Source organism: Pandoraea eparura (genome assembly GCF_902459725.1).
Taxonomy (GTDB): domain Bacteria; phylum Pseudomonadota; class Gammaproteobacteria; order Burkholderiales; family Burkholderiaceae; genus Pandoraea; species Pandoraea eparura.
Map to the genome: position 1 here is coordinate 400665 of NZ_CABPSH010000002.1, position 23512 is coordinate 424176.

A 23512-nucleotide genomic window follows, 5' to 3' on the forward strand; every position below is an offset into this window, starting at 1 on the left:
GCGCCCGCTCAGGTCATCGGGTTCAGTGTTCAGTGGCCTTCGAATGAGCACAGCAGGAAGAGCGGCAATCCGGCCTCGCGAATCAGACGCGAGCCGCCCAGCTCCGGCAGGTCGACGATGGCCGCCCCTTCGATGACGGTCGCTCCCAGGCGCTCGAGCAGCTTCTTGCCGGCGAGCATCGTGCCGCCCGTGGCGACCAGATCGTCGATGAGCAGCACGCGGTCGCCCGGGCCGCAGGCATCGGCATGGATCTCGACCGTCGCACTGCCGTATTCCAGTTCGTACTCCTCCGCGACCGTCTGATACGGCAGCTTGCCCTTCTTCCGAATGGGGATGAAGCCGATGTTCAATTCATAGGCGAGGATCGAACCGAGAATGAAGCCGCGCGCGTCGAGACCCGCGATGTAATCGGGACGCTGCGTCATGTAGCGGTGCACGAACACATCGATGAGCACCCGCAAGGTGCGCGGGTTCTTGAGCAACGGGGTGATGTCGCGAAACTGCACGCCCGGCGCAGGCCAGTCCGGCACGGTGCGAATCTGGCTCTTGATATAGGCGGCAGGGGACTCGTCGATCTGCACGGGGATCCTTCTTGGAATACTGAGGGGAAACACGCCACATTATGCCAAAAATCGCCCGCCGCCCCGCGACCGAGCGGGCGGCGCCGCCCGGCGCACGACGTACGCCCGGGCAGCACGTCCCGACAGCACGCCCCAGCAGCGCGCCCCGGCAGCACGCCCCGGCAGCACACCCCGGCAGCACAGCCCGGCAGCACGCCCGCTTCGCAGTCTGGCCGTCGGCTAGTGGTCGTCTATTCGCGGCCGAGCAGGCGCGCCTCGGCCGCGACCAGCTTGTCGGGCAAGCCGCGCAGCACCACGATGTCCTCGGCCATCAGACGCGTCTCCGACACCGGCTCGACACCGCGAATGCCATGCCGGCGAATGGCCGTGACGGTCACGCCGAGCTTGTCGAGCCGAAGCTCGCCAAGGGTGCGCCCAACCGCATCCGAATGGAGGCTGAGCGGCACCGATTGCAGACGCACCTGCTCGCGCTCGCCACCATCGTCCTCGTCGTCGAGGCCGTGGAAGTAGCCGCGCAGCAGGCTGTAGCGCTCGTTGCGCGCCTGCGCCACCCGGCGCAGCACGCGGCGCATCGGCACACCCATGAGCACCAGCGCATGCGACGCCAGCATCAGGCTGCCCTCCACGATCTCGGGCACGACTTCGGTCGCGCCAGCAGCAATCAGTTCGTCCATGTGCGTGTCGTCGACCGTGCGCACCACCACCGGCAAGGTCGGCTCCAGCGCCTGTACCTGCGCCAGCACCTTCAGCGCCGCCGGGGTACTGTCGTACGTCACCACGATACCGGCGGCGCGGTGAATCCCTGCGGCGATCAGCGCTTCGCGCCGCGCCGCGTCGCCGAAGACGACGGTCTCGCCGGAGCTGGCCGCCGCCATCACCCGATCGGGGTCGAGATCGAGTGCCACATAGCCGATGCCCTCCTGTTCGAGCATGCGCGCCAGATTCTGGCCGCATCGGCCGTAGCCGCAGATGATGACGTGGCCCGACGTCTTGATGCTCTGCGTGGCGATCTTGGTCATCTGCAACGACTGCATCATCCATTCGTTGGCGACGAAGCGCAGCGCGATACGGTCGGCGTTGATGATGAGAAACGGCGCGCACAGCATCGAGAGCAGCATGCCCGCGAGCACGGCCTGCGAGAGCAAAGCGTCGAGCAGGTGCCGGTCGATCACCAGATTGAGCAGCACGAAGCCAAACTCGCCCGCCTGCGCGAGACCCAGGCCCGTGCGGATCGCCGTGCCCGGCGCGCTGCCGAACAGGCGCGCGAGCCCCGCGATGAGCGTGAATTTGACGACCAGCGGACCGACGAAAAACAGCAGCACGAGCAGCGGCTGCTGCATCACGATCGACGGATCGAGCAACATGCCGGTCGTGATGAAGAACAGCCCCAGCAGTACGTCGCGAAAGGGCTTGATGTCGTCCTCCACCTGATGGCGAAACGGCGTCTCGGCGATCAGCATGCCGGCAATGAAGGCGCCAAGCGCCATCGACAGGCCCAGGTGCTCGGTGACATAGGCCAGCCCCAGCGTGAGCAGCAGCAGGTTGAGCATGAACAACTCTTGCGAGCGCCGCGCTGCCACGATGTGGAACCACCGTCCGACCAGCTTCTGGCCGATCCACAGCAGCAGCGCGAGTGCGCCCGTGATCTTGAGCGCTGCGAGCGACAACGCCAGCATCAGCGCCTTCGGATTGCCGCCCAGTGCGGAGATCACGATCAGCAACGGCACGACCGCCAGATCCTGGAACAGCAGCACCCCCATGATGTTGCGGCCATGCTCCGTCTCGAGTTCGAGCCGCTCCGCGAGCATCTTGGTGACGATGGCCGTCGACGACATGGCCAGCGCACCGCCCAGGGCCACCGAGGCTTGCCAAGAGAACGACCAGAAGAGGTTGACGAGTGCCCCCAGCCCCACGGCCACGAGCAACGTTCCCATGACCTGGGACACGCCCAGCCCCAGCACCACGCGGCGCATGCTTCTGAGCTTGGGCAGCGAGAATTCGATGCCGATGGAGAACATCAGGAAGACGACGCCGAACTCCGCAAGGTATTGCACGCGTTGCGTATCGGCGGCCAGCCCGATGGCATGCGGGCCGATTACGATGCCCACGCTCAGGTAGCCGAGCATCGGCGGCAGATGGAGCATGCGGAACAGCACCACCCCGACGCAGGCGGCAAACAGCAGGACGAGAGTGAGTTCGAGCGGGGACGCCATCGGCTAAGATCGATTTCCTGAGTGAATCCGACTGAATCTGATGATAAGGGGCCGGAGGGAACACGGTGCTGGCTATGCAAGTGCCGTGCCAGATGACCTCCGTGCGGCGGAATTCGACGAAGCGAGAGGCCGCTTCCTGAGCGGCCCTGATCAGCGCAGGTCCAAGCCTGGCGCGGCTGTCCTCGGCGCCGCGTGCGTTTTGATATACTTCGCGCATGATAGCGAAAATCAATCCAGGCCGGGCACTCGAGGTCGCCCGGGAGGTGTTGCGCACGGAAGCCGACGCCATCGAACGCGTCTCCGCGCACCTCGACGACAGCTTCTTCGAAGCGATCTCGCTGTTGCTCGCCTGTCGCGGGCGCGTGGTCGTCACCGGCATGGGCAAATCGGGCCACATCGGCCGCAAACTGGCCGCCACGTTCGCCAGCACCGGCACGCCCGCCTTCTTCGTTCACCCTGCCGAAGCCAGCCACGGGGACCTGGGCATGATCACGACCGACGATGTCGTCGTCGCCCTGTCCAACTCCGGCGAGACGGGAGAACTCGTGAGCATTCTGCCGATGATAAAGCGCATCGGCGCGAAGCTCATCGCCATGACCGGCAACGCCGCCTCCAGCCTGGGCCGCCTGTCTGACGTGCACCTCGACGCGCACGTCGACCGCGAAGCTTGCCCGCTGGGCCTCGCCCCGACCGCCAGCACCACCGCCGCCCTCGCCCTGGGCGATGCGCTCGCGGTCACGCTGCTCGACGCGCGTGGCTTCGGCGCCGAGGACTTCGCCCGCTCGCATCCGGGCGGCGCGCTCGGCCGCCGTCTGCTCACGTTCGTGCGCGATGTCATGCGCACCGACGAACGTGTTCCGCGCGTGCGTGCCGACGCCAGCCTGTCCGATGCCCTGCTCGAAATGACCGCCAAGGGCCTGGGCATGACGGCCATCGTCGATGCCGACGACCGCGTCGTGGGCATCTTTACCGACGGTGACTTGCGCCGTCTGTTCAAGCGCACGCTCGATTTCACCACGCTCACGCTGGCCGACGTCATGAAGGCCGGCCCGCGCAGCATCGGCCCCGATCAACTCGCCGCCGAAGCCGCCGAACTGATGGAACGTTTCGGCATCACGCAATTGCTCGTGACCGAGAACGACCGCCTCGTCGGCGCGCTCAACGTGCACGACCTGTTCGCCGCCAAGGTCGTGTGAGCCGCTTGCCCATGAATCAGCCCAGTCTCGCCCAACCCACCCATTCCGCCCCGCCCGACGCGACTGCCGCGACTATCGCAACCGACGCGACCGACGCTGCTGCGCGCGCCGCTCGCCTGCGTGTCATGGTGTTCGACGTCGACGGCGTTCTGACCGACGGCGGCCTGCGCTACGGCCCGGCCGGCGAAGTCATCAAAACCTTCGATTCGCTCGACGGCCACGGCCTGAAGCTGCTCGCCGAAGTCGGTATCGTCACGGCCATCATCACCGGCCGTCAGTCCGAGATCGTCGCCAAGCGTGCGGCCGATCTTCGTGTCGCGCACGTCTATCAGGGCGTGCAGGACAAGCGCGCCGCGTTCGAAGACCTGTGCGCCAAGGTGTCCGCGACGAGCGAGGTTTGCGGACATATCGGCGACGACTGGCCCGATTTGCCCATCCTGAGCCGTGTTGGCTTCGCGGCCTGCCCGGCCAATGCCCACGCCGAAGTGAAGGCGCGCTGCCACTGGATTGCGGCCACACGCGGCGGCGAAGGCGCCGTGCGCGAGCTGTGCGATTTCATCCTGCGTGCCCAGGGGCGTTACGACGCCCTGCTCGCCGACGCCCTCGCCTGACGCGTCGAGGAAGCCGATCCGCCATGGCCACGCAACGCCTCTCACCCGCTTCCCTGATCGCTGTCGTCGTGCTGGCCGGCCTGGCCGCCGGCACGTACTGGCTCGTGCAACGCACGTTGCCGTCAGACGCCGATCGCGCGCCGTATGTGAAGCAGCACATCCCCGATTACTTCGCCGACGACATGGTGATCTCCACGCTGTCGGCGACCGGCCTCACGCAATACCGCGTCAATGCCGTGCATATGACGCATTACGAGGACGATCAGACCACGGCCATGACCATGCCCGCCGTGCGCGCGTTCACGCCAGATCAACCGGAAGTGACGGCCACCGGCAAGCGCGGCACGCTCAATGCCGACATGTCCGTCGTCGATTTGTACGACAACGCCGTCGTGGTGCGTCAGGCCGGACCGCGCGATCCGCAAATGCGCGCGCTGTCCGAGCACTTCCAGGTCCTCGTGAACGAGGACATCGTGCGCACGGAATTGCCGGTCCAGCTTTTCCGCGGTTCGTCCGTGATGTACGGCGATGGCATGATTTTCAATAACATCTCACGCGCCGTACAATTGCTCGGCAATGTTCACGGCACGATCCAGCCGGCGGAACTGGGCGGCAATCGCCCGGCACCGGCCGCCGCGCCGAGCGCGCCACCCCAGACCAAACCGGGCCCCAAGACCCCATGACCGATCGCCGCCAACCGCGCCCCGTTTCTCTGTCGCTGCGTACCCTTCGTTCACTGGCGACCGCCGTCGCCGTGCTCGGTGCGCTCGCGTCGCCGCTCGCTCATGCCGAACGCGCCGACCGCGACAAACCGCTCAATATCGAGTCGGATCACATGAGCTACGACGACCTCAAGCAGGTCAACATCTTCACCGGCAACGTGACGATGACCAAGGGGACGATTCTCCTCAAGGCCGACCGCGTCGAAGTGACTCAGGATCCGGAGGGCTATCAGTACGCCACGGCCTACTATAAGCCGGGCGGCCCGCTCGCCTATATGCGCCAGAAACGCGACGGCCTGGACGAATACATCGACGGCTGGGGCCAGACGATCTACTACAACGGCAAGACCGAAGTCGCCACGCTCACCACACAGGCCACGCTCAAGCGCCTGGCCGGCGGCACGAAGGTGCTCGACGAGATTCACGGCAGCGTGATCACGTACGACACGTACAACGAGGTCTACACGGCCAACAGCGGCGCCGATCAGGTCAACGCCAACAATCCGAACGGCCGCGTGCGTGCCACGCTCGCCCCGCGCAACGCCACCGGCGCGAATCAGGCGAGCGCGGGCGGCACGAGCAAGCCGGCCGCGGCGCCCAAGGGCGACCTGCCGCCGCTGTCGCCCTCCAAAAGCATTGGGAATCCGCGTGAGTAATCCTGTGAACAGCAACGCCTCGACGATCCATCAGGGCGCCGGTCCCTCGGGCAAGCCGAGTGCGCTCGTGGTGCGCTCGCTCAAGAAACAATACGGCGCCCGTACTGTCGTCAAGGACGTCTCGCTCGACGTGAAAAGCGGCGAAGTCGTGGGTCTGCTCGGCCCCAACGGCGCGGGCAAAACGACATCGTTTTACATGATCGTGGGCCTCGTGCCCGCCGACGACGGTGAAATCCAGCTCGACGGCAACGTGATCAGCGAACTGCCGATTCACGAACGCGCCCGCATGGGGGTTTCGTATCTGCCGCAGGAAGCGTCGGTCTTTCGCAAGCTCACGGTCGAAGACAACATCCGCGCCGTGCTCGAATTGCAGCTCGACGCGCAAGGCAAGCCGCTCAAGCGCGACGAGATCGACCGCCGCATCGAAGCGCTGCTCGACGAGCTGCAGGTGAGCCATCTGCGCGAGAACCCCGCGATGTCGCTCTCGGGCGGAGAACGCCGCCGCGTGGAAATCGCCCGCGCGCTGGCCACGCAACCGCGCTTCATTTTGCTGGACGAACCGTTCGCAGGCGTCGATCCGATTGCCGTGCTGGAAATTCAGCGCATCGTGCGTTTTCTGAAAGATCGTGGCATCGGTGTCCTGATTACCGACCACAACGTACGCGAGACGCTGGGCATCTGCGATCACGCCTACATCATCAGCGAAGGCTCGGTGCTCGCCGCCGGCACGCCTGACCAGATCGTGGCCGACGAAAGCGTCCGGCGCGTGTATCTGGGCGAAAATTTCCGGATGTAAAGCAAATTTTTCGCATGTAAACCCTGCCTCCGATAGGGGGCCGGGCCGGTTCCGCTGGCGTAACAAAGCCTCTACAATGAAGGCGAGACACGCTATGAAACCGACTCTTCAACTTCGCACCTCGCAGCACCTGACCCTCACGCCGCAGTTGCAGCAATCCATCCGGTTGCTGCAACTGTCGACGCTCGAACTCCAGCAGGAAGTCGAGCACGCCCTCACCCAGAACCCGATGCTCGAGCGCGAGGACGATTGGCTCGCCGGCACGATCCGAGTGGGCACGGACGGATCGCTGCGCAATGAGCGGAGTGCCTCGGGCAGCAACACCAACGACGCACCAGAGTCCGCCAACGGCCACGACGACGCCCGCGAACTCGACGGCGAAACCCGCTTCGACGACAACGCACAGGACAGCGGCAACGACTGGAGCCTGAACGACTTCGCCCGCTCGGGCAGTGCGTCGGACGACGACGACAACGGGCGGCCGCAACTGCACGTCGATCACCCCAATCTTCGCGAACACCTGCTGGCCCAGTTGCGCCTGACCAAGGCCAGCCCGCGCGACCGCGCGCTGGTCGAGTTCCTGATCGAATCGCTCGACGAAGACGGCTACCTGGGCTCCCTGCTCGATGAAATTCAGGCGGAAATGCCCGAGGAGCTGGCGCTCGAGACCGAAGAGATCAATGCCGCGCTCGCGCTGCTGCAAAGCTTCGACCCGGCGGGGGTGGGCGCGCGCAGTCCGTCCGAATGCCTGCGCTTGCAGTTGCAGCGGCTGCCGGCCAGCAGCGTGCGAACGCTCTCGCTGCGCATCGTCTCCGATCACCTGGAACTGCTCGCCGCGCGCGATTACACGCGCCTGCGCCGCCTGCTGGGCGTGAGCGAGGACAGCCTGCGCGCCGCCCATCAGCTGATTCGCTCGCTCGACCCGTTCCCGGGGGCCGCGTACGGCACGCCGCAGGCCGATTACGTCATCCCCGACGTGCTCGTGCGCAAGCAGGGCGGCGGCTGGACCGCCGAACTCAATCCGGAAGTCATGCCGCGCCTGCGCATCAACGAAATGTACGCGCGCATCCTTCGCAACAACCGCAACGCGCCGGGCACCGGCAACCTGCAGCAGCAGCTTCAGGAAGCCCGCTGGCTCATCAAGAACATCCAGCAGCGCTTCGACACGATCCTGCGCGTGTCGCAGGCCATCGTCGAGCGCCAGAAGAACTTCTTCACGCACGGCGAAATCGGCATGCGGCCCTTGGTTTTACGCGAGATTGCTGATACGCTGGGTTTACATGAATCCACGATTTCACGGGTGACAACCAGTAAGTACATGCTCACTCCATTTGGAACCTTCGAGCTGAAGTACTTCTTTGGTTCACACGTGGCCACGGAAGCCGGGGGCGCCGCCTCATCGACCGCCATCCGCGCACTCATCAAGCAACTCATAGGAGCAGAAGATCCGCAGAGCCCCCTTTCCGACAGCCGTATCGCGGAGCTGCTGGCAGAGCAAGGGTTCGTGGTAGCGCGACGCACCGTCGCGAAATACCGCGAAGCCATGCGAATTCCCGCAGTGAACTTGCGCAAATCTTTGTAGGACGGTCCTGGTGTGCCATCTTGGCTCGCTGGGGCATTACGCCGCAGTGCGACATTGCGTCACGTCAATGGCTCGCACTCCCGCTAGCCAGCGTTGCTCGTGACGCGGCCTGCACTTCGGCATTTCAGCAAGGAGAGCAGCTATGAATCTGAAGATCAGTGGACATCATCTCGAACTCACGCCGTCGCTGCGCGAATTCGTGGTCAACAAGCTCGAACGCGTGTTGCGCCATTTTGACCAGCTCATCGGTGCCGAGGTGATCCTATCTGTCGACAAGACCAAGGAGAAGACCGGACGCCAGATCGCAAGCGTCACCGTGTATCTCAAGGGCAAGGAGATTTTCGTCGAGAAGTGTGACGAGAATATGTATGCCGCCATCGACAAGCTGATCGACATGCTCGACCGCAAGGTTATGCAATACAAGGACAAGGTTCAGGATCATGGCCGCGAGGCCCTCAAACACCAGGAACCTCCCGAGGCGGAACCGCTGCAATGAGTCTGCCTGGGCATGGTAGCCGCATCGACTGAGACCGACGGCAATTCGCGCAGCACCACACGAGCGCATCTGCGTCTGTCGTAAGTCTGGCATCACCCACCGCGGGGCCGTTGAACGGCCCCTTTTGTATGCACCCGAGCATCACCGGGAGCGCGACGACGGGTGGTCTATAATGCGAGGTCAACCGGGGGGCTGGAGGGCGACCAAGCGTTCGCCCGCATTACAAGATGAACCGTTTAGTCAAACTCTTACCTGCGTCCAACATCCTGCTTGGACTGTCTGTCACCAGCAAGAAGCGCGTCTTCGAGCAAGCCGGGCTTCTCTTCGAGAACAATGCCGGCCTGTCGCGCGCGCTCGTCACCGACAATCTGTTCGCACGCGAGCGTCTTGGCTCGACCGGACTCGGTGAAGGTGTTGCCATTCCGCACGGGCGCATCAAGGGCCTCAAGCATCCGATGGCAGCCTTCGTGCGGCTGGACGATCCGATTCCGTTCGAGGCCCCCGACGCGCAGCCGGTATCCCTGCTGTTCTTCCTGTTGGTGCCAGAGCAGGCCACGCAGCAGCATCTCGAGATTTTGTCCGAAATCGCACAGCTGCTCTCGGATCGCTCGATGCGCGAGACATTGGCCAACGCGCCGAGCGCGGACGATATCCACACCGCCCTCGAGAACTGGCAACCCTGAGCCGGCGCCAAGCGCGGCTATCCCGGCCACCGGGTGCGCGCCGCGACGCTGGACGAACTCCGTAGCTCCCAACCCCAACCGAACGAGGCGACGCGGTGGAACTGACCGGCATCAACGCGCAAAGCATTTTCGACGACAACGCCGCCACGCTGCGTTTGTCGTGGCTGACCGGCCACGAGGGGTGGGAGCGCGGCTTCACGCCCGAGAGCGTGGCGACGGCCACCTCCAGTGCCGACCTCGTGGGGCACTTGAATCTCATTCACCCGAACCGGATCCAGGTTCTCGGCGAGGCCGAACTGCGCTACTACCAGCGCCTGACGGACGAAAACCGCAAGCGTCACATGGGCGAAGTCATCGCGCTCGAGCCACCGTTTCTCGTGGTAGCCGATGGTCTCGAAGCCCCGCCCGATCTGGTGCTGCGCTGTACCCGGTCCTCGACACCGCTGTTCACCACGCCGATGTCGACGGCGGCGGTCATCGACAGCCTGCGCATGTACATTTCGCGCGTGTTCGCTCCGCGATGCACGATGCACGGCGTATTTCTCGACATTCTGGGCATGGGGGTGCTGCTCACCGGCGATTCCGGCCTCGGCAAGAGCGAACTCGGCCTGGAACTGATCAGCCGCGGTCACGGGCTGGTGGCGGACGACGCCGTCGATTTCGTGCGCCTCGGACCCGATTTTGTCGAGGGTCGCTGCCCACCGCTGCTGCAAAACCTGCTGGAGGTGCGCGGCCTGGGATTGCTCGACATCAAGACGATCTTCGGTGAGACGGCCGTGCGCCGGAAAATGAAGCTCAAGCTGATCGTTCAGTTGGTGCGCCGCCCCGATGGCGAATTCCAGCGGCTGCCGCTCGAAGCGCAGACGGTGGACGTGCTGGGCCTGCCCATCAACAAGGTGATTTTGCAAGTGGCCGCCGGGCGAAACCTCGCCGTGCTGGTCGAAGCCGCCGTGCGCAACACGATCCTGCAACTGCGTGGTATCGACACGCTCAAGGACTTCATGGAACGCCAGCGCCAGGCCATGCAGGATCCCGACGGCATGCAGAACCGGCTGCTCTGAGCCCCCGGGGGGCAAGGCAGTCTCCGGACGAATGCCCCGGGTTTACCGCGATTTTTGCGTCTTTCTGTCAACGCCACGCGATTGCGGCGCGTTTTCTTTCATGTTGTAATCGCCACGCGGTCCAACCCCGTGCGTGTCGACCTTATGGAGAGACGATCATGAAAAAAGCACTTGCTGCATGGCTTCTGGTATCCCCGCTGCTCGCATCGCCCGTGTTTGCCCAGACGGCCGCCCCCGCACCCGCGGCCAAGGCTGCCAATTCCCAGCAGAGCAAGATGGGGGCCTGCAATGCGCAAGCCGGCAGCAAGAAGGGCGACGAGCGCAAGGCCTTCATGAAGGAATGCCTGTCGAACAAGCCCGCCGCCAAGCCGACCCAGCAGGAAAAGATGAAGACCTGCAATGCCCAGGCCAGCGGCAAGAAGGGCGAGGAGCGCAAGGCCTTCATGAAGTCGTGCCTGTCGAACAAGTAAGCGTCTTGCCGTCTCTCGCCCGCCGACGTTCCGGCGGTTAAGCGGGTTGATGGATAGGCGATTCGATGCCTACACGCCTCCCCCAACGGCGCCCCTTGCGGGCGCCGTCGTCGTTTGTCACGCATGCGTCTTGCGAATGGAGCAAAAACACACGGAACGTTCTTGTTTTTGGCGGCTCGACACCCATACGACACAATCGCTTACCATGATCGTTGTATCCGGGGAATCTCATGAAGATCGTACTGATTACCGGCGTTTCGGGTTCCGGCAAATCGCTCGCCCTGAACGTCCTCGAGGATGCGGGTTACTACTGCGTCGACAATCTGCCGTCGCGCTTTCTGCCTGAACTCGCCGAATATCTCGAAACACAGAACTACACACGCCTCGCCGTCGCCATCGACGCACGCAGCGGCGGCTCGCTCGCCGATCTTCCACCGATCATCGGCGGTCTGCGCCGCTTTGGTCATGATGTCCGTGCGCTGTTCCTCAACGCCACCACCCAAACCCTGGTACAGCGGTTCTCGGAGACACGCCGCCGCCACCCCCTTTCCGTGGCGGGCGACGATACGGTCTCGGCGAATGGCTCGCTCGTCGAGGCCATCGAGAAAGAGCGCGAAATGCTGAACAGCGTGACCGAACTCGGCCACCAGATCGACACCAGCAATTTGCGCGCGAGTGCGCTGCGCCGCTGGATTCGCGAGTTCGTCCAGCATGATCACACCGGACTCACGCTGATGTTCGAGTCGTTCGGTTTCAAGCACGGTGTGCCGCTCGACGCCGATCTCGTCTTCGACGTGCGCTCGCTGCCCAATCCGTATTACGACGCGGTGCTACGCCCGCTGACCGGCCGCGACCAACCGGTGATCGATTTTCTGTCGGCCATCCCCGAAGTCGACGAGATGATCAACGACATCGGCGCCTATCTGCAGAAGTGGCTGCCGAGCTATATGCGCGACAACCGCAGCTATCTGACGGTGGCGATCGGCTGCACGGGCGGCCAGCACCGCTCCGTGTTCATCGCCGAAACGCTGGGCCGGCGTTTTCGCGCCGAAGCCGGTGTGCTGGTGCGACATCGCGAACTCGCCCCGCTGGAGTCGACGAGCTGATTCAAGCCGACGAGGTCAGGTCAACGAGGTCTGGCCGACGAGTTGAGGTCGATGAGATCAGGTTGGCAAGGAAAGTTGGCCGTCGTTCGGTGAGCCAATGGACAAGGCATCGGTAATCTTGCGGATCGGTGACGGCAGGCCGGCGGCGGCAACCCCCGCGGCGTCCAGCCACGCATGGCGAGCGCCGTTCGATGGCGACGCAGACGTGCGAGTCTCGCCTGGTGTGGCCAACGTCACCTGCCACGGCCGCAAGTGCAGCCGGAAGTGCGTGAAGACGTGCGTGAGCCCCTGCAGTGGTTCGAGCGACTGCACCGTCCCCTCTTCTGCACCGAGCGCCGCGGCATGGGCGCTCAGGCGCGCACGCAGCGCCGCATCGTCCGCGTCGGGCGCGTCGGTCGGCGGCGTCAGCTCCGGCAGGCTCCACAACCCGCCCCAGATGCCGCTGTCCGGACGTCGCTCGAACAGCACGCGCTCGCCCGCGCCAATCACCAGGACATCGACATAACGCTCCGGCTGCGCCTTCTTGGGCTTGGATGTCGGCAAGGTGCGCTCGCGTCCCGTGGCATGGGCGACGCAATCGCTGTCGAACGGACACTCGCCGCAACGCGGCTTGCCCCGACCACACAGCGTTGCGCCCAGATCCATCATCCCCTGGGTGTAAGCCGGTAAGTCGCGCTCGGGCAATAACGTCTCAGCCAGCGTCCACATCTCACGCTCGATCTTCGGCGTGCCCGGAAACCCCTCGATGCCGAACACCCGCGCGAGCACCCGCTTGACGTTGCCATCGAGAATCGCGGCGTGCGCATCGTAGGCGAACGCCGCAATCGCCGCGGCCGTCGAGCGGCCAATGCCCGGCAGCGAGGCCAGCGCCTCGGGGTCGGACGGAAAACGGCCGCCGTGCTCGGCCACCACGACCTGTGCGCAACGATGCAGATTGCGCGCGCGAGAGTAGTAACCCAAGCCGCTCCAGAGGGCCATCACATCATCCTGCGCAGCCCCCGCCAACGCGGCGACGTCTGGGAATCGCTCGAGAAATCGCGTGTAGTACGGAATCACCGTGGCGACCTGCGTCTGCTGCAACATGATCTCGGAGAGCCAGATGCGGTAGGCATCGCGCGTGTTCTGCCACGGCAGGTCGTGACGGCCGTGTTCGGCCTGCCAGGCAATCAGACGCTCGGCAAAAGTGCCGGCCAGCGAGCCGGCAGTGAAATCGTTCGGGGAATGGTTCATAGGTTTATTTGGGGGGCGTCGTGTGCGATGGCCGACCGGGCGCGGGCGGGGGCAACTCGCCGTTCAGCCGCAGGATCTGTCATCGCCGCATGCGTTATTTCTGACAATGCGGGCAGAAGAACGTCGAGCGCTGCCCTTGCACGATTTGCCGAATGGGGGTGCCGCACACCCGACAAGGTTGCCCGGCACGATCGTAGACGAAATACTCCTGCTGGAAATACCCGCGATTGCCATCGCTGCCGACGAAGTCGCGCAACGTGCTGCCGCCCTTCTCGATGGCCGCGGCAAGCACGTCCTTGATCGCCTGGGCGAGCTTTTCCGCGCGAGGCCGAGACAGTTTGCCCGCCGGCAGACGCGGCGAGATGCCGGCGCGGAACAGGCTCTCGGACGCATAGATATTGCCCACCCCGACCACGATGCTGCCCGCGAGCAGCGCTTGCTTGATGGCGACGGTCCGCCCGCGGGTGCCGGCGTAAAGCCGCTCGCCGTCGAAGTCGTCCGTCAGGGGCTCGACGCCGAGACTGGCAAGCAGCGGATGCGCCAGCACGTCGCCCGCCGAGCGCGGATGGAACAGCACCGCACCGAAGCGGCGCGGATCGCGATAGCGCAGCGCGCATCGCTCGAACACGAGATCGATGTGGTCGTGCACGCCGGCGCTGGGCAGCGCCTGCGGCTCGGGCAGGACGCGCAATGTACCGGTCATGCCCAGATGCACGAGCAGCCAGCCCGGGGCGTATTCCAGCAGCAGATACTTGCCGCGACGGGTCACGCCGACGAGCGTTTCGCCGCGCAGGAGCGTGTCGAGGCCGTCGGGCACCGGCCAGCGCAACGAGGCGTTGCGCACATCGACACGCGCGACGCGCTCGCCCGCCACGTGCGGCGCAATCCCGCGGCGGGTGACTTCGACTTCTGGGAGTTCAGGCATGCCTGCGAACGTTTGCTGAGGATTTAGACTCTATTGTATCGGGCGCGCTACAATCGCTCGAAACCTGCCGTGGATCCCTATGCCGAACACCCGATTCCAGTCCATCCCCGCCGCGACCCGCACGGCGCTCACCGTGGCACCCGTGGTTTTGCGCCTGCGCGGCGCCTTGGCACGCGGGGCGTGGGCCGGCGCGACGGCGCTTGGCGTGACCTGCGCGAGCGCCATCATGGCATTCCTGCCATCGTCGAATGCGTTCGCCCAGGCCGGACCTCTCGCCCAGGCGGCCCCGGCAAGCGCGCCAGCGGTGGCGAGCGGCGCGGCCGCCGACTTCGGCAGCGAGGCCGTACCGACCGGCGAGAACACCCCGCGCGAAAAGCTTCCGAACGTCGCGCTGACCAGCGAAATCGTGTTCGAGGTCATGGCCGCCGAACTGAGCCTGCAGCAGGGCAATCTGGCGCCGGCCTTCAACACTTACGTCGCGCTGGCCAATCGCACGAAGGACCCGCGCATGGCCCGCCGCGCGGTCGAGATCGCCCTTGGCGCCCGCCAGCTTGGCGACGCACTCATCGCCGCCCGACTGTGGCATGAACTCGATCCGACCTGGCGTCCCGCCTCGCAGTTGCTCGCGAGCCTCGACGTCGGCACCGGTCATCTGGCCGAAGCCGAACCGCTGCTCGTCGACGAGTTGAACAAGGTGCCGGAAGCGCGTCGCGGTCAAGCCATTCTCGAGCTGCAACAGATGATTGCGCGCAGTCCTGAGCGCGCCACGGGCATTGAGTCGCTCAAGCGGATGCTGGCGAACGACATGCAACGCCCCGAGGCGCAACTGGCCATCGCCCGCTCGCAACTCGATGCCGGCGACACCGCCGGCGCCCGCGCGTCGCTCGAAAAGGCACTCAGTCTCAAGCCCGATTACGAGGCCGCCGCACTGCTCTACGGGCAGATGGGGCCGCAGGAACGCAGCAGCGCCATCGCCGGACTGAAGACGTTCCTCGATCGCAATCCGAACGCCAAGGAAGCGCGCTTCGCCTACGCCAAGCTCCTGCTCGCCGACAACCAGCTTGACGCGGCACAGCAGCAGTTCGAAACGCTGGAAAAGCGTTACCCGCACGAACTCTCGACGCTCATGGCGCTCGCGCTGCTCAACCTGCACGCCAAACATCCGGGGCAGGCCGAACAATATCTGCAGAAGTACGCGTCGGAAGCCGAGCAACAGAACACCGACGGCGCGCAGGCGTATGTCTATCTCGCGCAGATCGCGCAGGACCGCAAGGATTACCCCGCCGCCGACAAATGGCTCTCGAAGATTCGCGAAGACAGCAACGCCTATCTGCCCGCGCAGATCGGCCGCGCGCAGTTGCTCGCCGATCAGGGCAAGGTCGACGAAGGTCGCGCGCTGCTGCACGGCATCAAGACGAACGATCCGCGTGAACAACTCGCGCTCAAGCGCGCCGAGTCGGACCTGCTCGTCAAGGCGAAGCGCTACGGCGAAGCGGAGAAGCTGCTCGCCGCCGAGGTCAAGACCAATCCCGACGATCCGGACCTGCTGTATCAGTACGGCATGGTCGCCGAACTGAACAAGCACTACGACATCATGGAAAAAACCATGCGTCGTGTCATGGCGTCGCAGCCCGAAAACGCGCAGGCTTATAACGCACTCGGCTACTCGCTGACCGTGCGAAACACGCGTCTGCCCGAAGCGCTCAAGTTGCTGCAAAAGGCGTCATCGCTCGCCCCGGAAGATCCGTACATCATGGACAGCCTGGGTTGGGTGAAATATCGTCTCGGCGACAAGGCGAAGGCGCTCGAACTGCTGCGTCGTGCCTATGGCATTCAGGCGCAGGCGGAGATCGGTGCGCATCTGGGCGAAGTGCTGTGGGAATCGGGCCAGCAGGACGAGGCGCGCAAGACCTGGCGCGAGGCCTTCAAGGTCGACGGCGACGACGACACGCTGCGCGCGACGATGAAACGCTACAACGTGACGCCGTAATGCCGATGATGTCTCGGTTTTCGCGGGGGGCGTCGCGTTCGGCCCGCACGCTAACGCTGGCGTTGGCCTGCTCGGCAGCGGCACTCGTCACTGGGTGCGCGAGCCTCGCACCGCCTGCGCCTGTCACATCTGCCGCCGGCGCCAGCATCGAACACTACCGTGGCCGCTTCGCCGTGCGTTACGAACAGAACGGCGAGACGCGCAATACCTACGGCAATTTCGACTGGCAGCAGAATGGCGACAACGCGACCGTCCAGTTGCTCGACCCTCTCGGACAAACCCAGGCGATCGTGCGCGAGAATCCGCGCCGTGCGTCGCTCGAATTGCCCGGCAAGGCGCCGTTGAGCGGCCCGCGTCTCGAAGATGTCATGCACGACGCACTGGGCTTCGCGCTGCCGGTGGGCGGTCTGCGCTACTGGTTGCGCATGCAGGGCGCCCCGGGATCGCAGGCGAGTATCGAGCGAGACCCCCAGACACAACGTCCGACGCAATTGAAGCAGGACGGGTGGACGATCGACTACCAGGCCTTTTTCGACGGCGCGCCGCTGCGAGTCAAGCGCATCGACCTGTCGCGCGAACTCGGTGGCTCGCCGCTGGCCGTGCGGCTCGTAATCGACGAATAAGGGGGTCACAGGCCGGGCGACGCAACGTGCGCACCTCGTGCCTCGTTGGTTGGGCGCCGCTGTCGTATCGGCAACACCCGCGCTCCCCCGGACGCCCGCGTCGCGACGGTGCTATGCTTGGCGCCGCCCGATCCGGTGTGCGTCGCGCCCCACGATGCCACGCACGCCATGAGCGAAGGGCGATCCGGAAGGGATCGATTTGCGCGGGGGGAAACCTCCGCACCTCCAGACACCGCCGTTGCGACGTTGCCGCGACGGCGTTCGCCAGCCATCGTTTTGCATCGCCATGTACGAAATCCTGCGTGATTGCCCGGCTCCGGCCAAGCTGAACCTGTTCCTGCACATCGTGGGACGCCGGCCGAACGGCTATCACGAGCTGCAGACCGCATTCCAACTGATCGACTGGGCCGATACGCTGCATTTCGCGCGTCGCGACGATGGTCGCATCGTGCACACCAACCCGCTGCCGGGCGTGCCGCCGGAGACGGATCTGACGGTGCGGGCCGCCCGCCTCCTGCAGGCGCATTGCGGTGTGCGCTTCGGCGTCGAGATTGCCATCGAGAAGCGGCTGCCGGCCGGTGGCGGTATCGGTGGGGGCAGCTCCGATGCCGCGACGACGCTGCTCGCGCTCAATCGTATGTGGCAGCTCGATCTGCCGCGCGCGGAACTCCAGGCGCTCGCCCTGACGCTCGGTGCCGACGTGCCGTTTTTCGTGTTCGGTCGCAATGCGTTTGCCGAGGGACTGGGTGAGGCATTGCACGCCGTGGATTTGCCGCAGCACCACTTCCTCGTGGTCAATCCGCGTGTACACGTGGCGACCGACAAAATATTTCGCGATCCCCTGTTGACAAGGGATTCGAAGATCGTCACAATGGCGTTCTTTCTTGAGCACGCCAACAAAAACGTGTTAGGGACGGATGAAATTTTCCGTAACGACATGCAAGCGGCGGTCACTCGAGAATACGCGGAAGTCGCTGCAGTGATTGACTGGTTCAGAACCTTCACCACTGCACGTATGACAGGATCCGGCGCCAGTGTGTTTGCGGCATTCGACACAAAGGCAGATGCGGAAGCTGCATACCAGCGATTGCCAGAACACTGGCTGGGTCAAGTGACCTCCAGTCTGGCCGAACACCCGCTGTTCGCCTTCGCGTGAAAGGTTTTACTTTGCTGCGTTTCCTACGACGCAGCAAGGGCATCGGTTAGTGTAGGGGAGTCGCCAAGTTGGTTAAGGCACCGGATTTTGATTCCGGCATACGAGGGTTCGAGTCCTTCCTCCCCTGCCAATTTCTCTGTCGTGCAGTCTCAGCATTCAAACGTTCCGCAGGTAGCCAGATGAGTAGTGATAACCTAATGGTATTCACCGGGAACGCCAATCCCGCCCTGGCCCAAGCGGTCGTCGACACTCTTGGCATCCCCCTCGGCAAGGCCATGGCGAGCCGGTTCTCGGACGGTGAGATCCAGGTCGAAATCCAGGAAAACGTGCGCGGCAAGGACGTATTCGTCCTCCAGTCGACGTGCGCGCCGACCAACGATAATCTGATGGAACTGATGATCATGGTCGATGCGCTCAAGCGCGCATCCGCCGGCCGGATCACCGCTGCCATCCCGTATTTCGGCTATGCCCGTCAAGATCGCCGCCCCCGTTCGGCGCGCGTGGCGATCTCGGCGAAGGTCGTGGCCAACATGCTGCAAATCGCAGGCGTCGAGCGCATCATCACGATGGACCTGCACGCCGACCAGATTCAGGGCTTCTTCGATATTCCGGTCGACAACATCTACGCTTCGCCGCTGCTGCTGGCCGATGTGCGCGCGCAGAACCACGAAAACCTGCTGGTGGTGTCGCCGGACGTTGGCGGCGTGGTGCGTGCGCGTGCCCTGGCAAAGCAACTGCATTGCGATCTGGCCATCATCGACAAGCGTCGTCCGAAGGCCAATGTGGCCGAAGTGATGAACATCATCGGTGAAGTCGAAGGCCGCACCTGCGTCATCATGGACGACATGGTCGACACCGCCGGTACGCTGTGCAAGGCCGCACAAGTGCTGAAGGAACGTGGCGCGCAGAAGGTCTATGCCTACTGCACACACCCGGTGCTCTCCGGTGGTGCCGCGGCCCGCATCAACGCGTCGGAACTCGACGAAGTGGTCGTGACGGACACGATCCCGCTGCGCGACGATTCGAAGGGCGGCAAGATTCGCCAGTTGAGTTGCGCCAATCTGCTCGCCGAGACGTTCTCGCGCATCCGTCGTGGCGACTCGGTGATGTCGCTGTTCGCGGAATAAGCGTTCGGTAAAGTTTTGCGACGGCGCCTGTGTGGCGCCGTTGTTATGTCGGCGGGGAGCGTCTCCCCGCCTTTGTCGTTCCTGAAGCCGATGTTTTTTGCATGGCATTCGGGAAGTTATCGCTGCCTGGTCGCGGGCAGTCCAAGGAGTTGTTATGAAAGTCGTCGCTTTTGAGCGTAATCTGCAAGGTACGGGTGCGAGCCGCCGCCTGCGCAATGCCGGTAAGACCGCGGGCATCGTGTACGGTGGAAACGTTGATCCGAAGATGATCGAACTCGATCACAATGCGCTGTGGCACGCCCTGCGCAAGGAAGCGTTCCACTCGTCGATTCTCGAGCTGGAAGTCGCCGGCAAGACCGAACAAGTGCTGCTGCGCGATGTGCAGTACCACCCGTTCAAGCAACTGGTGCTGCACGTGGATTTCCAACGTGTCGACCCGAACAAGCCGATCCACGTGAAGGTGCCCCTGCACTTCCTGGGCGCTGAGAACGCCCCGGCCGTGAAGCTGGCCTCGAACGTGATCAGCCACACCGTGAACGAACTCGACGTGAGCTGCCTGCCGGGCAAGCTGCCGGAATTCCTGGAAGTCGACCTGTCGAAGCTGGAAGCCGGCAAGACGGTGCACGCCAAGGACGTCAAGCTGCCCGCCGGCGTGACGCTCACGCTGCACGTCGAGCAAGAAAACCCGGTGGTCGCGCAAGCGGTCCAACCGGCAGGTGCTGCTGCTGACGAAGCGGCTGCCCCGGCTGCCGAAGGCGCAACGCCGGCCGCCTAAGGCCCGCGCGTTAGCCTTCAGCGGCGACGCTGGACGCAAGACCCGCCGCGACGTCATGTCCGGCGGGTTTTTTTATGGCGGCGCGCAGGCCGATACGGCGCGCGCCAAGATTGTGATACCGAAATGATCAAGCTGATCGTAGGGCTCGGCAATCCGGGCGCCGAATATACCGCGACGCGGCACAATGCCGGCTTCTGGTTCGTCGACGCGCTGGCGCAGCAATGCGGTGCGTCGCTCACGAACCAGAAGCACTTCCACGGCTTTGCGGCACGCACGCGCATTGCCGGCCACGAAGTCTGGCTGCTCGAGCCGCAGACCTTCATGAACCGCTCAGGGCAGTCGGTCGTGGCGCTCGCACGCTTCTACAAGATCCTGCCGGATGAAATTCTCGTCGTGCACGACGAGCTCGATCTGCTGCCCGGCACCGTGAAACTCAAGCGCGGCGGCGGCAGCGGCGGTCACAACGGTCTGAAGGATATTGCGGCGCATCTGACGACGCCCGAATTCTGGCGCTTGCGCCTGGGCATCGGCCACCCGCGCACGCTCCAGCCCACGGGCAGCCAGCAGCAAGTCGTGGACTTCGTGCTCAAGCCGCCGCGCAAGGAAGAGCAGGCGCAGATCGACGACGCGATGTCGCGCTCGCTCGATATCGTCGATCAGGTCGTCAAGGGCGAGATGGAAAAAGCGATGATGCGCCTGCACGCCACGCCGGCAAAGTGAATGCGCGGTTGGCGCGCCGCTCAGGCGGTCTTGGTCGCTTGCAGGTGGGTGTACTTCTCGCGTAGTTGCTCGGGCGTCTCGACGTGTTCGGGGTTGATGGGAATGCACTCCACCGGACACACCTGCACGCACTGCGGTTCATCGAAGTGCCCCACGCACTCGGTGCACTTGTTCGGATCGATCTCGTAGATCTCGACCCCCATCGAAATCGCGTCGTTCGGGCACTCCGGCTCGCACACGTCGCAATTGATGCATTCATCGGTAATCATCAAGGCCATACGGCACCTCCAGCCGTATCGGAACGCCGGCCAGCCGCCAGGGCCGGACCGGCGTGCGCGATACTCATCCGTTCGTCGGCAGGCTGCCGACTTTCGTCATCAGCCATTTTTCGACGGAAGGAAACACAAACTTGCTGACATCGCCGCCCAGTTGCGCGATCTCGCGCACGATCGTGCCCGAGATGAACTGGTACTGGTCGGACGGCGTCATGAACATCGTTTCCACATCGGGCAATAGATAGCGGTTCATCCCCGCCATCTGGAACTCGTACTCGAAGTCGGACACGGCACGCAGGCCGCGCACGATCACACGGGCCTGGTGCTTGCGCACGAAGTCCTTGAGCAGACCGGAAAACCCTTCCACGCTGACGTTCGGATAGTGGCCCAGCACTTCACGTGCGATGTCGATGCGCTCTTCCAGCGTGAAGAACGGCTTCTTGTTGCGGCTGTCCGCCACGCCGACGACGAGCTTGTCGAAAATCCCGGCCGCACGGCGGACCAGATCTTCGTGTCCTCGGGTCAACGGATCGAACGTCCCCGGATAAATCGCCACTACCATGCCAACGTCTCCTCGCGGCTGGGGACCGATGCTGCGTACTTGTTCATTATGGTCTCTAGGTTTTCGGAATCGATTCAAGCAAATGATAATGCACGGCCCCGGCTTTCGCCCGGCGCACGCATACGAGGTCGAGCGCCGCCAGCGCGTCGTCCTCGAGCGCTATGTCCGATTCGGCGTAGATCACCCCGCCAGGGGCGAGCAGCCGGGCGGCAGGCGCCAGCAAGTCGTTCAACCAGCCACTCGCAAACGGCGGATCGAGAAACACCACATCGAAAGCCCCAGGCGAGAGTGTGGTTATCAGGCGCCTGGTGTCGGCCTGCACGATCTCGATCTGGCTGGCCCCGAGTTTGGCTTGATTGGCTCGCAGTTGCCGAACGGCCGGCGCGGCGTGCTCGAGCATCAGGACCCGGGCGGCGCCACGCGAGGCCGCCTCGAATCCCAGCGCGCCGCTGCCCGCGAACGCATCGAGGCACTGCATGCCGTTCAGATCCTGACCGAGCCAGTTGAACAGGGTTTCCCGCACGCGGTCGGGCGTAGGCCGCAGGCCGTCGCCCGGCGGCACCGGCAGCGGCGTGCGCTTCCACTGGCCGCCGATGATGCGCACCTGTTGCGGCGCGCCGCGCGCCACGTTTCCCGGACCGGACTTCATAGCGGTCCCCGCGGCACGGCCTTGCCGGATACACCGTTGTCCAGGCAAAAATGAGTTTGCGCGCGCCGCTGCGCACGCCAGGCATCCAAAATCATGACAATTCACGCTACATTGTTGAGGCGAAACATACCACATCGCCCGCGAGACCTGCCCCCTCAGCGCAACCGATGGCACATGAGGGTACACGCCGCGCGCGGCAATGCGCCGATGCCGACCGGTGAGCGTGCGTCTCGGCGCAGGTGTGGCAACGATGACGCGCCCGGCTACCCCGGCCGGGGGACAACAGGAGACCGCTCGATTCGTCATGACCGAAGCCGCCATCGAGGTAATTGAGCTGTGCAAGGCCTATGACGGCCGTCCCGTGGTCGATCATCTCTCGCTGCGGGTCGCGCCGGGTGAGTGCTTCGGCTTGCTGGGGCCCAATGGGGCCGGCAAGACCACCACGCTGCGCATGTTGCTGGGTCTGGTCACGCCCGACAGCGGCGAGATCCGTCTCGGCGGCCTGCCGGTCCCGAGACAGGCGCCTCAGGCGCGACGCCGGGTCGGTGTCGTGCCGCAGTTCGACAATCTCGACCCCGACTTCACCGTGCGCGAGAATCTCGCCGTCTTCGGGCGCTATTTCGGACTCTCCTCTGCCGACGTCCGGGAACGCGTGCCCGCCCTGCTCGCGTTCGCGCGACTGGAGTCCAAGGCCGATGCCCGGGTCAGCCAACTCTCGGGCGGTATGAAACGACGCCTCACGCTCGCTCGCGCCCTCATCAACAATCCCGACGTGCTGGTGCTCGACGAGCCCACCACGGGCCTCGATCCGCAAGCACGGCACCTGATCTGGGAACGGCTCAAGTCGCTGATGAACGAGGGCAAGACGATCCTGCTTACGACGCACTTCATGGAGGAAGCCGAGCGGCTGTGCCATCGCCTGTGCGTGATCGATGCCGGGCGCAAGATCGCCGAAGGCACGCCCCCCGAACTCGTCGCCCGCGAAATCGGCTGCGACGTCGTGGAGGTGTTCGGCGACGTGCCGCAAGCGCTGCTCGCACGACTGGCCCCGTTGGCCGAGCGCATCGAGACCAGCGGCGAGACCCACTTCTGCTATGTACGCGACGCTGGCCCGGTCGTCGCCGCGCTGCAGGATCAGCCCGGCGTTCGCTATCTGCATCGGCGTGCCAACCTGGAGGACGTCTTCCTCAAGCTCACCGGACGGGAGATGCGCGATGACTGAGCACGATCGTCACCCCGCCGACATGCCTGGCATGCCTGACACGCCTGATGTGCCTGATGTGCCTGACATGCCTGACATGCCTGAC

The 23512-nt window shown here is 64.5% G+C and carries 25 protein-coding genes and 1 tRNA gene; 19 read left to right on the forward strand and 7 right to left on the reverse strand.

Annotated features, from left to right (window positions below; genetic code table 11):
• Positions 1-29 precede the first annotated feature (29 nt).
• Both PEP31012_RS05915 and PEP31012_RS05920 read right to left on the reverse strand, forming a co-directional pair.
• Complete coding sequence (locus PEP31012_RS05915; RefSeq protein WP_150562280.1) at positions 30-581, reverse strand: adenine phosphoribosyltransferase; 552 nt, start codon at positions 579-581, stop codon at positions 30-32.
• 230 nt (positions 582-811) lie between these two features.
• Entirely contained in the window at positions 812-2794 is a 1983-nt protein-coding gene (locus tag PEP31012_RS05920; protein ID WP_150588403.1) for a monovalent cation:proton antiporter family protein, read from the reverse strand.
• A gap of 215 nt (positions 2795-3009) precedes the next feature.
• On the opposite strand from PEP31012_RS05920, the gene PEP31012_RS05925 reads away from it, so the two are divergent.
• The 11 genes from PEP31012_RS05925 to rapZ all read left to right on the forward strand — a co-directional run bounded on the left by PEP31012_RS05925 (position 3010) and on the right by rapZ (position 12173).
• The gene (locus tag PEP31012_RS05925) at positions 3010-3990 is read left to right on the forward strand and encodes a KpsF/GutQ family sugar-phosphate isomerase (protein WP_150588404.1); all 981 of its coding nucleotides are present in this window, start codon (positions 3010-3012) and stop codon (positions 3988-3990) included.
• A gap of 125 nt (positions 3991-4115) precedes the next feature.
• The gene (locus PEP31012_RS05930; protein ID WP_150588817.1) at positions 4116-4601 is read left to right on the forward strand and encodes a KdsC family phosphatase; all 486 of its coding nucleotides are present in this window, start codon (positions 4116-4118) and stop codon (positions 4599-4601) included.
• A gap of 23 nt (positions 4602-4624) precedes the next feature.
• Positions 4625-5284, forward strand: coding sequence for an LPS export ABC transporter periplasmic protein LptC (gene lptC / locus PEP31012_RS05935; RefSeq protein WP_150588405.1), 660 nt, complete (start codon positions 4625-4627; stop codon positions 5282-5284).
• Positions 5281-5979: a lipopolysaccharide transport periplasmic protein LptA gene (gene lptA / locus PEP31012_RS05940; protein ID WP_150588406.1), complete on the forward strand. Its 699-nt coding sequence runs from the start codon at positions 5281-5283 to the stop codon at positions 5977-5979. Before lptC ends, lptA begins: the two co-directional genes overlap by 4 nt.
• Positions 5980-6004: 25 nt before the next feature.
• Positions 6005-6775 (forward strand): LPS export ABC transporter ATP-binding protein, encoded by a 771-nt coding sequence (gene lptB / locus PEP31012_RS05945; RefSeq protein ID WP_174978160.1) that lies wholly within the window; start codon positions 6005-6007, stop codon positions 6773-6775.
• Between the two features lie 94 nt (positions 6776-6869).
• A complete protein-coding gene (locus tag PEP31012_RS05950) occupies positions 6870-8357 on the forward strand; it encodes an RNA polymerase factor sigma-54 (protein ID WP_150588407.1) in 1488 nt (495 codons plus the stop codon).
• A gap of 142 nt (positions 8358-8499) precedes the next feature.
• On the forward strand, positions 8500-8853 hold the full coding sequence (gene hpf, locus PEP31012_RS05955; protein WP_017232648.1) for a ribosome hibernation-promoting factor, HPF/YfiA family: 354 nt from the start codon (positions 8500-8502) through the stop codon (positions 8851-8853).
• Positions 8854-9080: 227 nt separating this feature from the next.
• Positions 9081-9536 (forward strand): PTS IIA-like nitrogen regulatory protein PtsN, encoded by a 456-nt coding sequence (gene ptsN / locus PEP31012_RS05960; protein ID WP_150588408.1) that lies wholly within the window; start codon positions 9081-9083, stop codon positions 9534-9536.
• Between the two features lie 95 nt (positions 9537-9631).
• Complete coding sequence (gene hprK / locus PEP31012_RS05965) at positions 9632-10597, forward strand: HPr(Ser) kinase/phosphatase (protein WP_150588409.1); 966 nt, start codon at positions 9632-9634, stop codon at positions 10595-10597.
• Positions 10598-10755: 158 nt separating this feature from the next.
• On the forward strand, positions 10756-11067 hold the full coding sequence (locus tag PEP31012_RS05970) for a PsiF family protein (RefSeq protein ID WP_150588410.1): 312 nt from the start codon (positions 10756-10758) through the stop codon (positions 11065-11067).
• A 230-nt stretch (positions 11068-11297) separates the two neighbouring features.
• Entirely contained in the window at positions 11298-12173 is an 876-nt protein-coding gene (gene rapZ, locus PEP31012_RS05975) for an RNase adapter RapZ (RefSeq protein ID WP_150588411.1), read from the forward strand.
• Positions 12174-12230: 57 nt separating this feature from the next.
• Here rapZ and mutY read toward each other — a convergent pair whose 3' ends face one another.
• Positions 12231-13403 (reverse strand): A/G-specific adenine glycosylase, encoded by a 1173-nt coding sequence (mutY, locus tag PEP31012_RS05980; RefSeq protein WP_150588412.1) that lies wholly within the window; start codon positions 13401-13403, stop codon positions 12231-12233.
• 94 nt (positions 13404-13497) lie between these two features.
• The gene (mutM, locus tag PEP31012_RS05985) at positions 13498-14328 is read right to left on the reverse strand and encodes a bifunctional DNA-formamidopyrimidine glycosylase/DNA-(apurinic or apyrimidinic site) lyase (protein WP_150588413.1); all 831 of its coding nucleotides are present in this window, start codon (positions 14326-14328) and stop codon (positions 13498-13500) included.
• Between the two features lie 79 nt (positions 14329-14407).
• On the opposite strand from mutM, the gene PEP31012_RS05990 reads away from it, so the two are divergent.
• The 7 genes from PEP31012_RS05990 (at position 14408) to pth (ending at position 20719) form a co-directional block, all read left to right on the forward strand.
• Entirely contained in the window at positions 14408-16318 is a 1911-nt protein-coding gene (locus PEP31012_RS05990; protein WP_150588414.1) for a tetratricopeptide repeat protein, read from the forward strand.
• Complete coding sequence (locus PEP31012_RS05995) at positions 16318-16941, forward strand: outer membrane lipoprotein LolB (protein ID WP_246171160.1); 624 nt, start codon at positions 16318-16320, stop codon at positions 16939-16941. Before PEP31012_RS05990 ends, PEP31012_RS05995 begins: the two co-directional genes overlap by 1 nt.
• A gap of 286 nt (positions 16942-17227) precedes the next feature.
• On the forward strand, positions 17228-18097 hold the full coding sequence (gene ispE / locus PEP31012_RS06000; protein WP_150588415.1) for a 4-(cytidine 5'-diphospho)-2-C-methyl-D-erythritol kinase: 870 nt from the start codon (positions 17228-17230) through the stop codon (positions 18095-18097).
• Positions 18098-18150: 53 nt separating this feature from the next.
• Positions 18151-18227, forward strand: a tRNA-Gln gene (locus tag PEP31012_RS06005).
• A gap of 49 nt (positions 18228-18276) precedes the next feature.
• Positions 18277-19224, forward strand: coding sequence for a ribose-phosphate pyrophosphokinase (locus PEP31012_RS06010; RefSeq protein ID WP_150553858.1), 948 nt, complete (start codon positions 18277-18279; stop codon positions 19222-19224).
• A gap of 154 nt (positions 19225-19378) precedes the next feature.
• Entirely contained in the window at positions 19379-19999 is a 621-nt protein-coding gene (locus PEP31012_RS06015; protein ID WP_150588416.1) for a 50S ribosomal protein L25/general stress protein Ctc, read from the forward strand.
• 123 nt (positions 20000-20122) lie between these two features.
• Positions 20123-20719, forward strand: a complete 597-nt coding sequence (gene pth / locus PEP31012_RS06020) for an aminoacyl-tRNA hydrolase (RefSeq protein ID WP_150588417.1) — start codon at positions 20123-20125, stop codon at positions 20717-20719.
• 20 nt (positions 20720-20739) lie between these two features.
• On the opposite strand, the gene PEP31012_RS06025 is transcribed toward pth, so the two are convergent.
• The 3 genes from PEP31012_RS06025 to rsmD form a co-directional block, all read right to left on the reverse strand.
• The gene (locus tag PEP31012_RS06025; RefSeq protein WP_150588418.1) at positions 20740-20997 is read right to left on the reverse strand and encodes a YfhL family 4Fe-4S dicluster ferredoxin; all 258 of its coding nucleotides are present in this window, start codon (positions 20995-20997) and stop codon (positions 20740-20742) included.
• A gap of 64 nt (positions 20998-21061) precedes the next feature.
• Positions 21062-21556: a pantetheine-phosphate adenylyltransferase gene (coaD, locus tag PEP31012_RS06030; protein ID WP_150588419.1), complete on the reverse strand. Its 495-nt coding sequence runs from the start codon at positions 21554-21556 to the stop codon at positions 21062-21064.
• 55 nt (positions 21557-21611) lie between these two features.
• Entirely contained in the window at positions 21612-22205 is a 594-nt protein-coding gene (rsmD, locus tag PEP31012_RS06035; RefSeq protein WP_150588420.1) for a 16S rRNA (guanine(966)-N(2))-methyltransferase RsmD, read from the reverse strand.
• Between the two features lie 304 nt (positions 22206-22509).
• Here rsmD and nodI point away from each other — a divergent pair, with 304 nt between their 5' ends.
• Entirely contained in the window at positions 22510-23427 is a 918-nt protein-coding gene (nodI, locus tag PEP31012_RS06040) for a nodulation factor ABC transporter ATP-binding protein NodI (protein WP_150588421.1), read from the forward strand.
• Positions 23428-23512: the final 85 nt, after the last annotated feature.

What these genes read in the sequence shown, in the direction of transcription:
- PEP31012_RS05930 (WP_150588817.1), top strand. Translation starts at nt 4,116, where the DNA reads ATGGTGTTCGACGTCGACGGCGTTCTGACCGACGGCGGCCTGCGCTAC.
- PEP31012_RS06010 (WP_150553858.1), top strand. Translation starts at nt 18,277, where the DNA reads ATGAGTAGTGATAACCTAATGGTATTCACCGGGAACGCCAATCCCGCC.
- rapZ (WP_150588411.1), top strand. Translation starts at nt 11,298, where the DNA reads ATGAAGATCGTACTGATTACCGGCGTTTCGGGTTCCGGCAAATCGCTC.
- hpf (WP_017232648.1), top strand. Translation starts at nt 8,500, where the DNA reads ATGAATCTGAAGATCAGTGGACATCATCTCGAACTCACGCCGTCGCTG.
- lptC (WP_150588405.1), top strand. Translation starts at nt 4,625, where the DNA reads ATGGCCACGCAACGCCTCTCACCCGCTTCCCTGATCGCTGTCGTCGTG.
- nodI (WP_150588421.1), top strand. Translation starts at nt 22,510, where the DNA reads ATGACCGAAGCCGCCATCGAGGTAATTGAGCTGTGCAAGGCCTATGAC.
- PEP31012_RS06025 (WP_150588418.1), bottom strand. Translation starts at nt 20,997, where the DNA reads ATGGCCTTGATGATTACCGATGAATGCATCAATTGCGACGTGTGCGAG.
- PEP31012_RS05925 (WP_150588404.1), top strand. Translation starts at nt 3,010, where the DNA reads ATGATAGCGAAAATCAATCCAGGCCGGGCACTCGAGGTCGCCCGGGAG.
- mutM (WP_150588413.1), bottom strand. Translation starts at nt 14,328, where the DNA reads ATGCCTGAACTCCCAGAAGTCGAAGTCACCCGCCGCGGGATTGCGCCG.
- ispE (WP_150588415.1), top strand. Translation starts at nt 17,228, where the DNA reads ATGTACGAAATCCTGCGTGATTGCCCGGCTCCGGCCAAGCTGAACCTG.
- ptsN (WP_150588408.1), top strand. Translation starts at nt 9,081, where the DNA reads ATGAACCGTTTAGTCAAACTCTTACCTGCGTCCAACATCCTGCTTGGA.
- rsmD (WP_150588420.1), bottom strand. Translation starts at nt 22,205, where the DNA reads ATGAAGTCCGGTCCGGGAAACGTGGCGCGCGGCGCGCCGCAACAGGTG.
- coaD (WP_150588419.1), bottom strand. Translation starts at nt 21,556, where the DNA reads ATGGTAGTGGCGATTTATCCGGGGACGTTCGATCCGTTGACCCGAGGA.
- lptA (WP_150588406.1), top strand. Translation starts at nt 5,281, where the DNA reads ATGACCGATCGCCGCCAACCGCGCCCCGTTTCTCTGTCGCTGCGTACC.
- PEP31012_RS05970 (WP_150588410.1), top strand. Translation starts at nt 10,756, where the DNA reads ATGAAAAAAGCACTTGCTGCATGGCTTCTGGTATCCCCGCTGCTCGCA.
- PEP31012_RS05920 (WP_150588403.1), bottom strand. Translation starts at nt 2,794, where the DNA reads ATGGCGTCCCCGCTCGAACTCACTCTCGTCCTGCTGTTTGCCGCCTGC.
- PEP31012_RS05990 (WP_150588414.1), top strand. Translation starts at nt 14,408, where the DNA reads ATGCCGAACACCCGATTCCAGTCCATCCCCGCCGCGACCCGCACGGCG.
- PEP31012_RS06015 (WP_150588416.1), top strand. Translation starts at nt 19,379, where the DNA reads ATGAAAGTCGTCGCTTTTGAGCGTAATCTGCAAGGTACGGGTGCGAGC.
- PEP31012_RS05950 (WP_150588407.1), top strand. Translation starts at nt 6,870, where the DNA reads ATGAAACCGACTCTTCAACTTCGCACCTCGCAGCACCTGACCCTCACG.
- pth (WP_150588417.1), top strand. Translation starts at nt 20,123, where the DNA reads ATGATCAAGCTGATCGTAGGGCTCGGCAATCCGGGCGCCGAATATACC.
- mutY (WP_150588412.1), bottom strand. Translation starts at nt 13,403, where the DNA reads ATGAACCATTCCCCGAACGATTTCACTGCCGGCTCGCTGGCCGGCACT.
- PEP31012_RS05995 (WP_246171160.1), top strand. Translation starts at nt 16,318, where the DNA reads ATGCCGATGATGTCTCGGTTTTCGCGGGGGGCGTCGCGTTCGGCCCGC.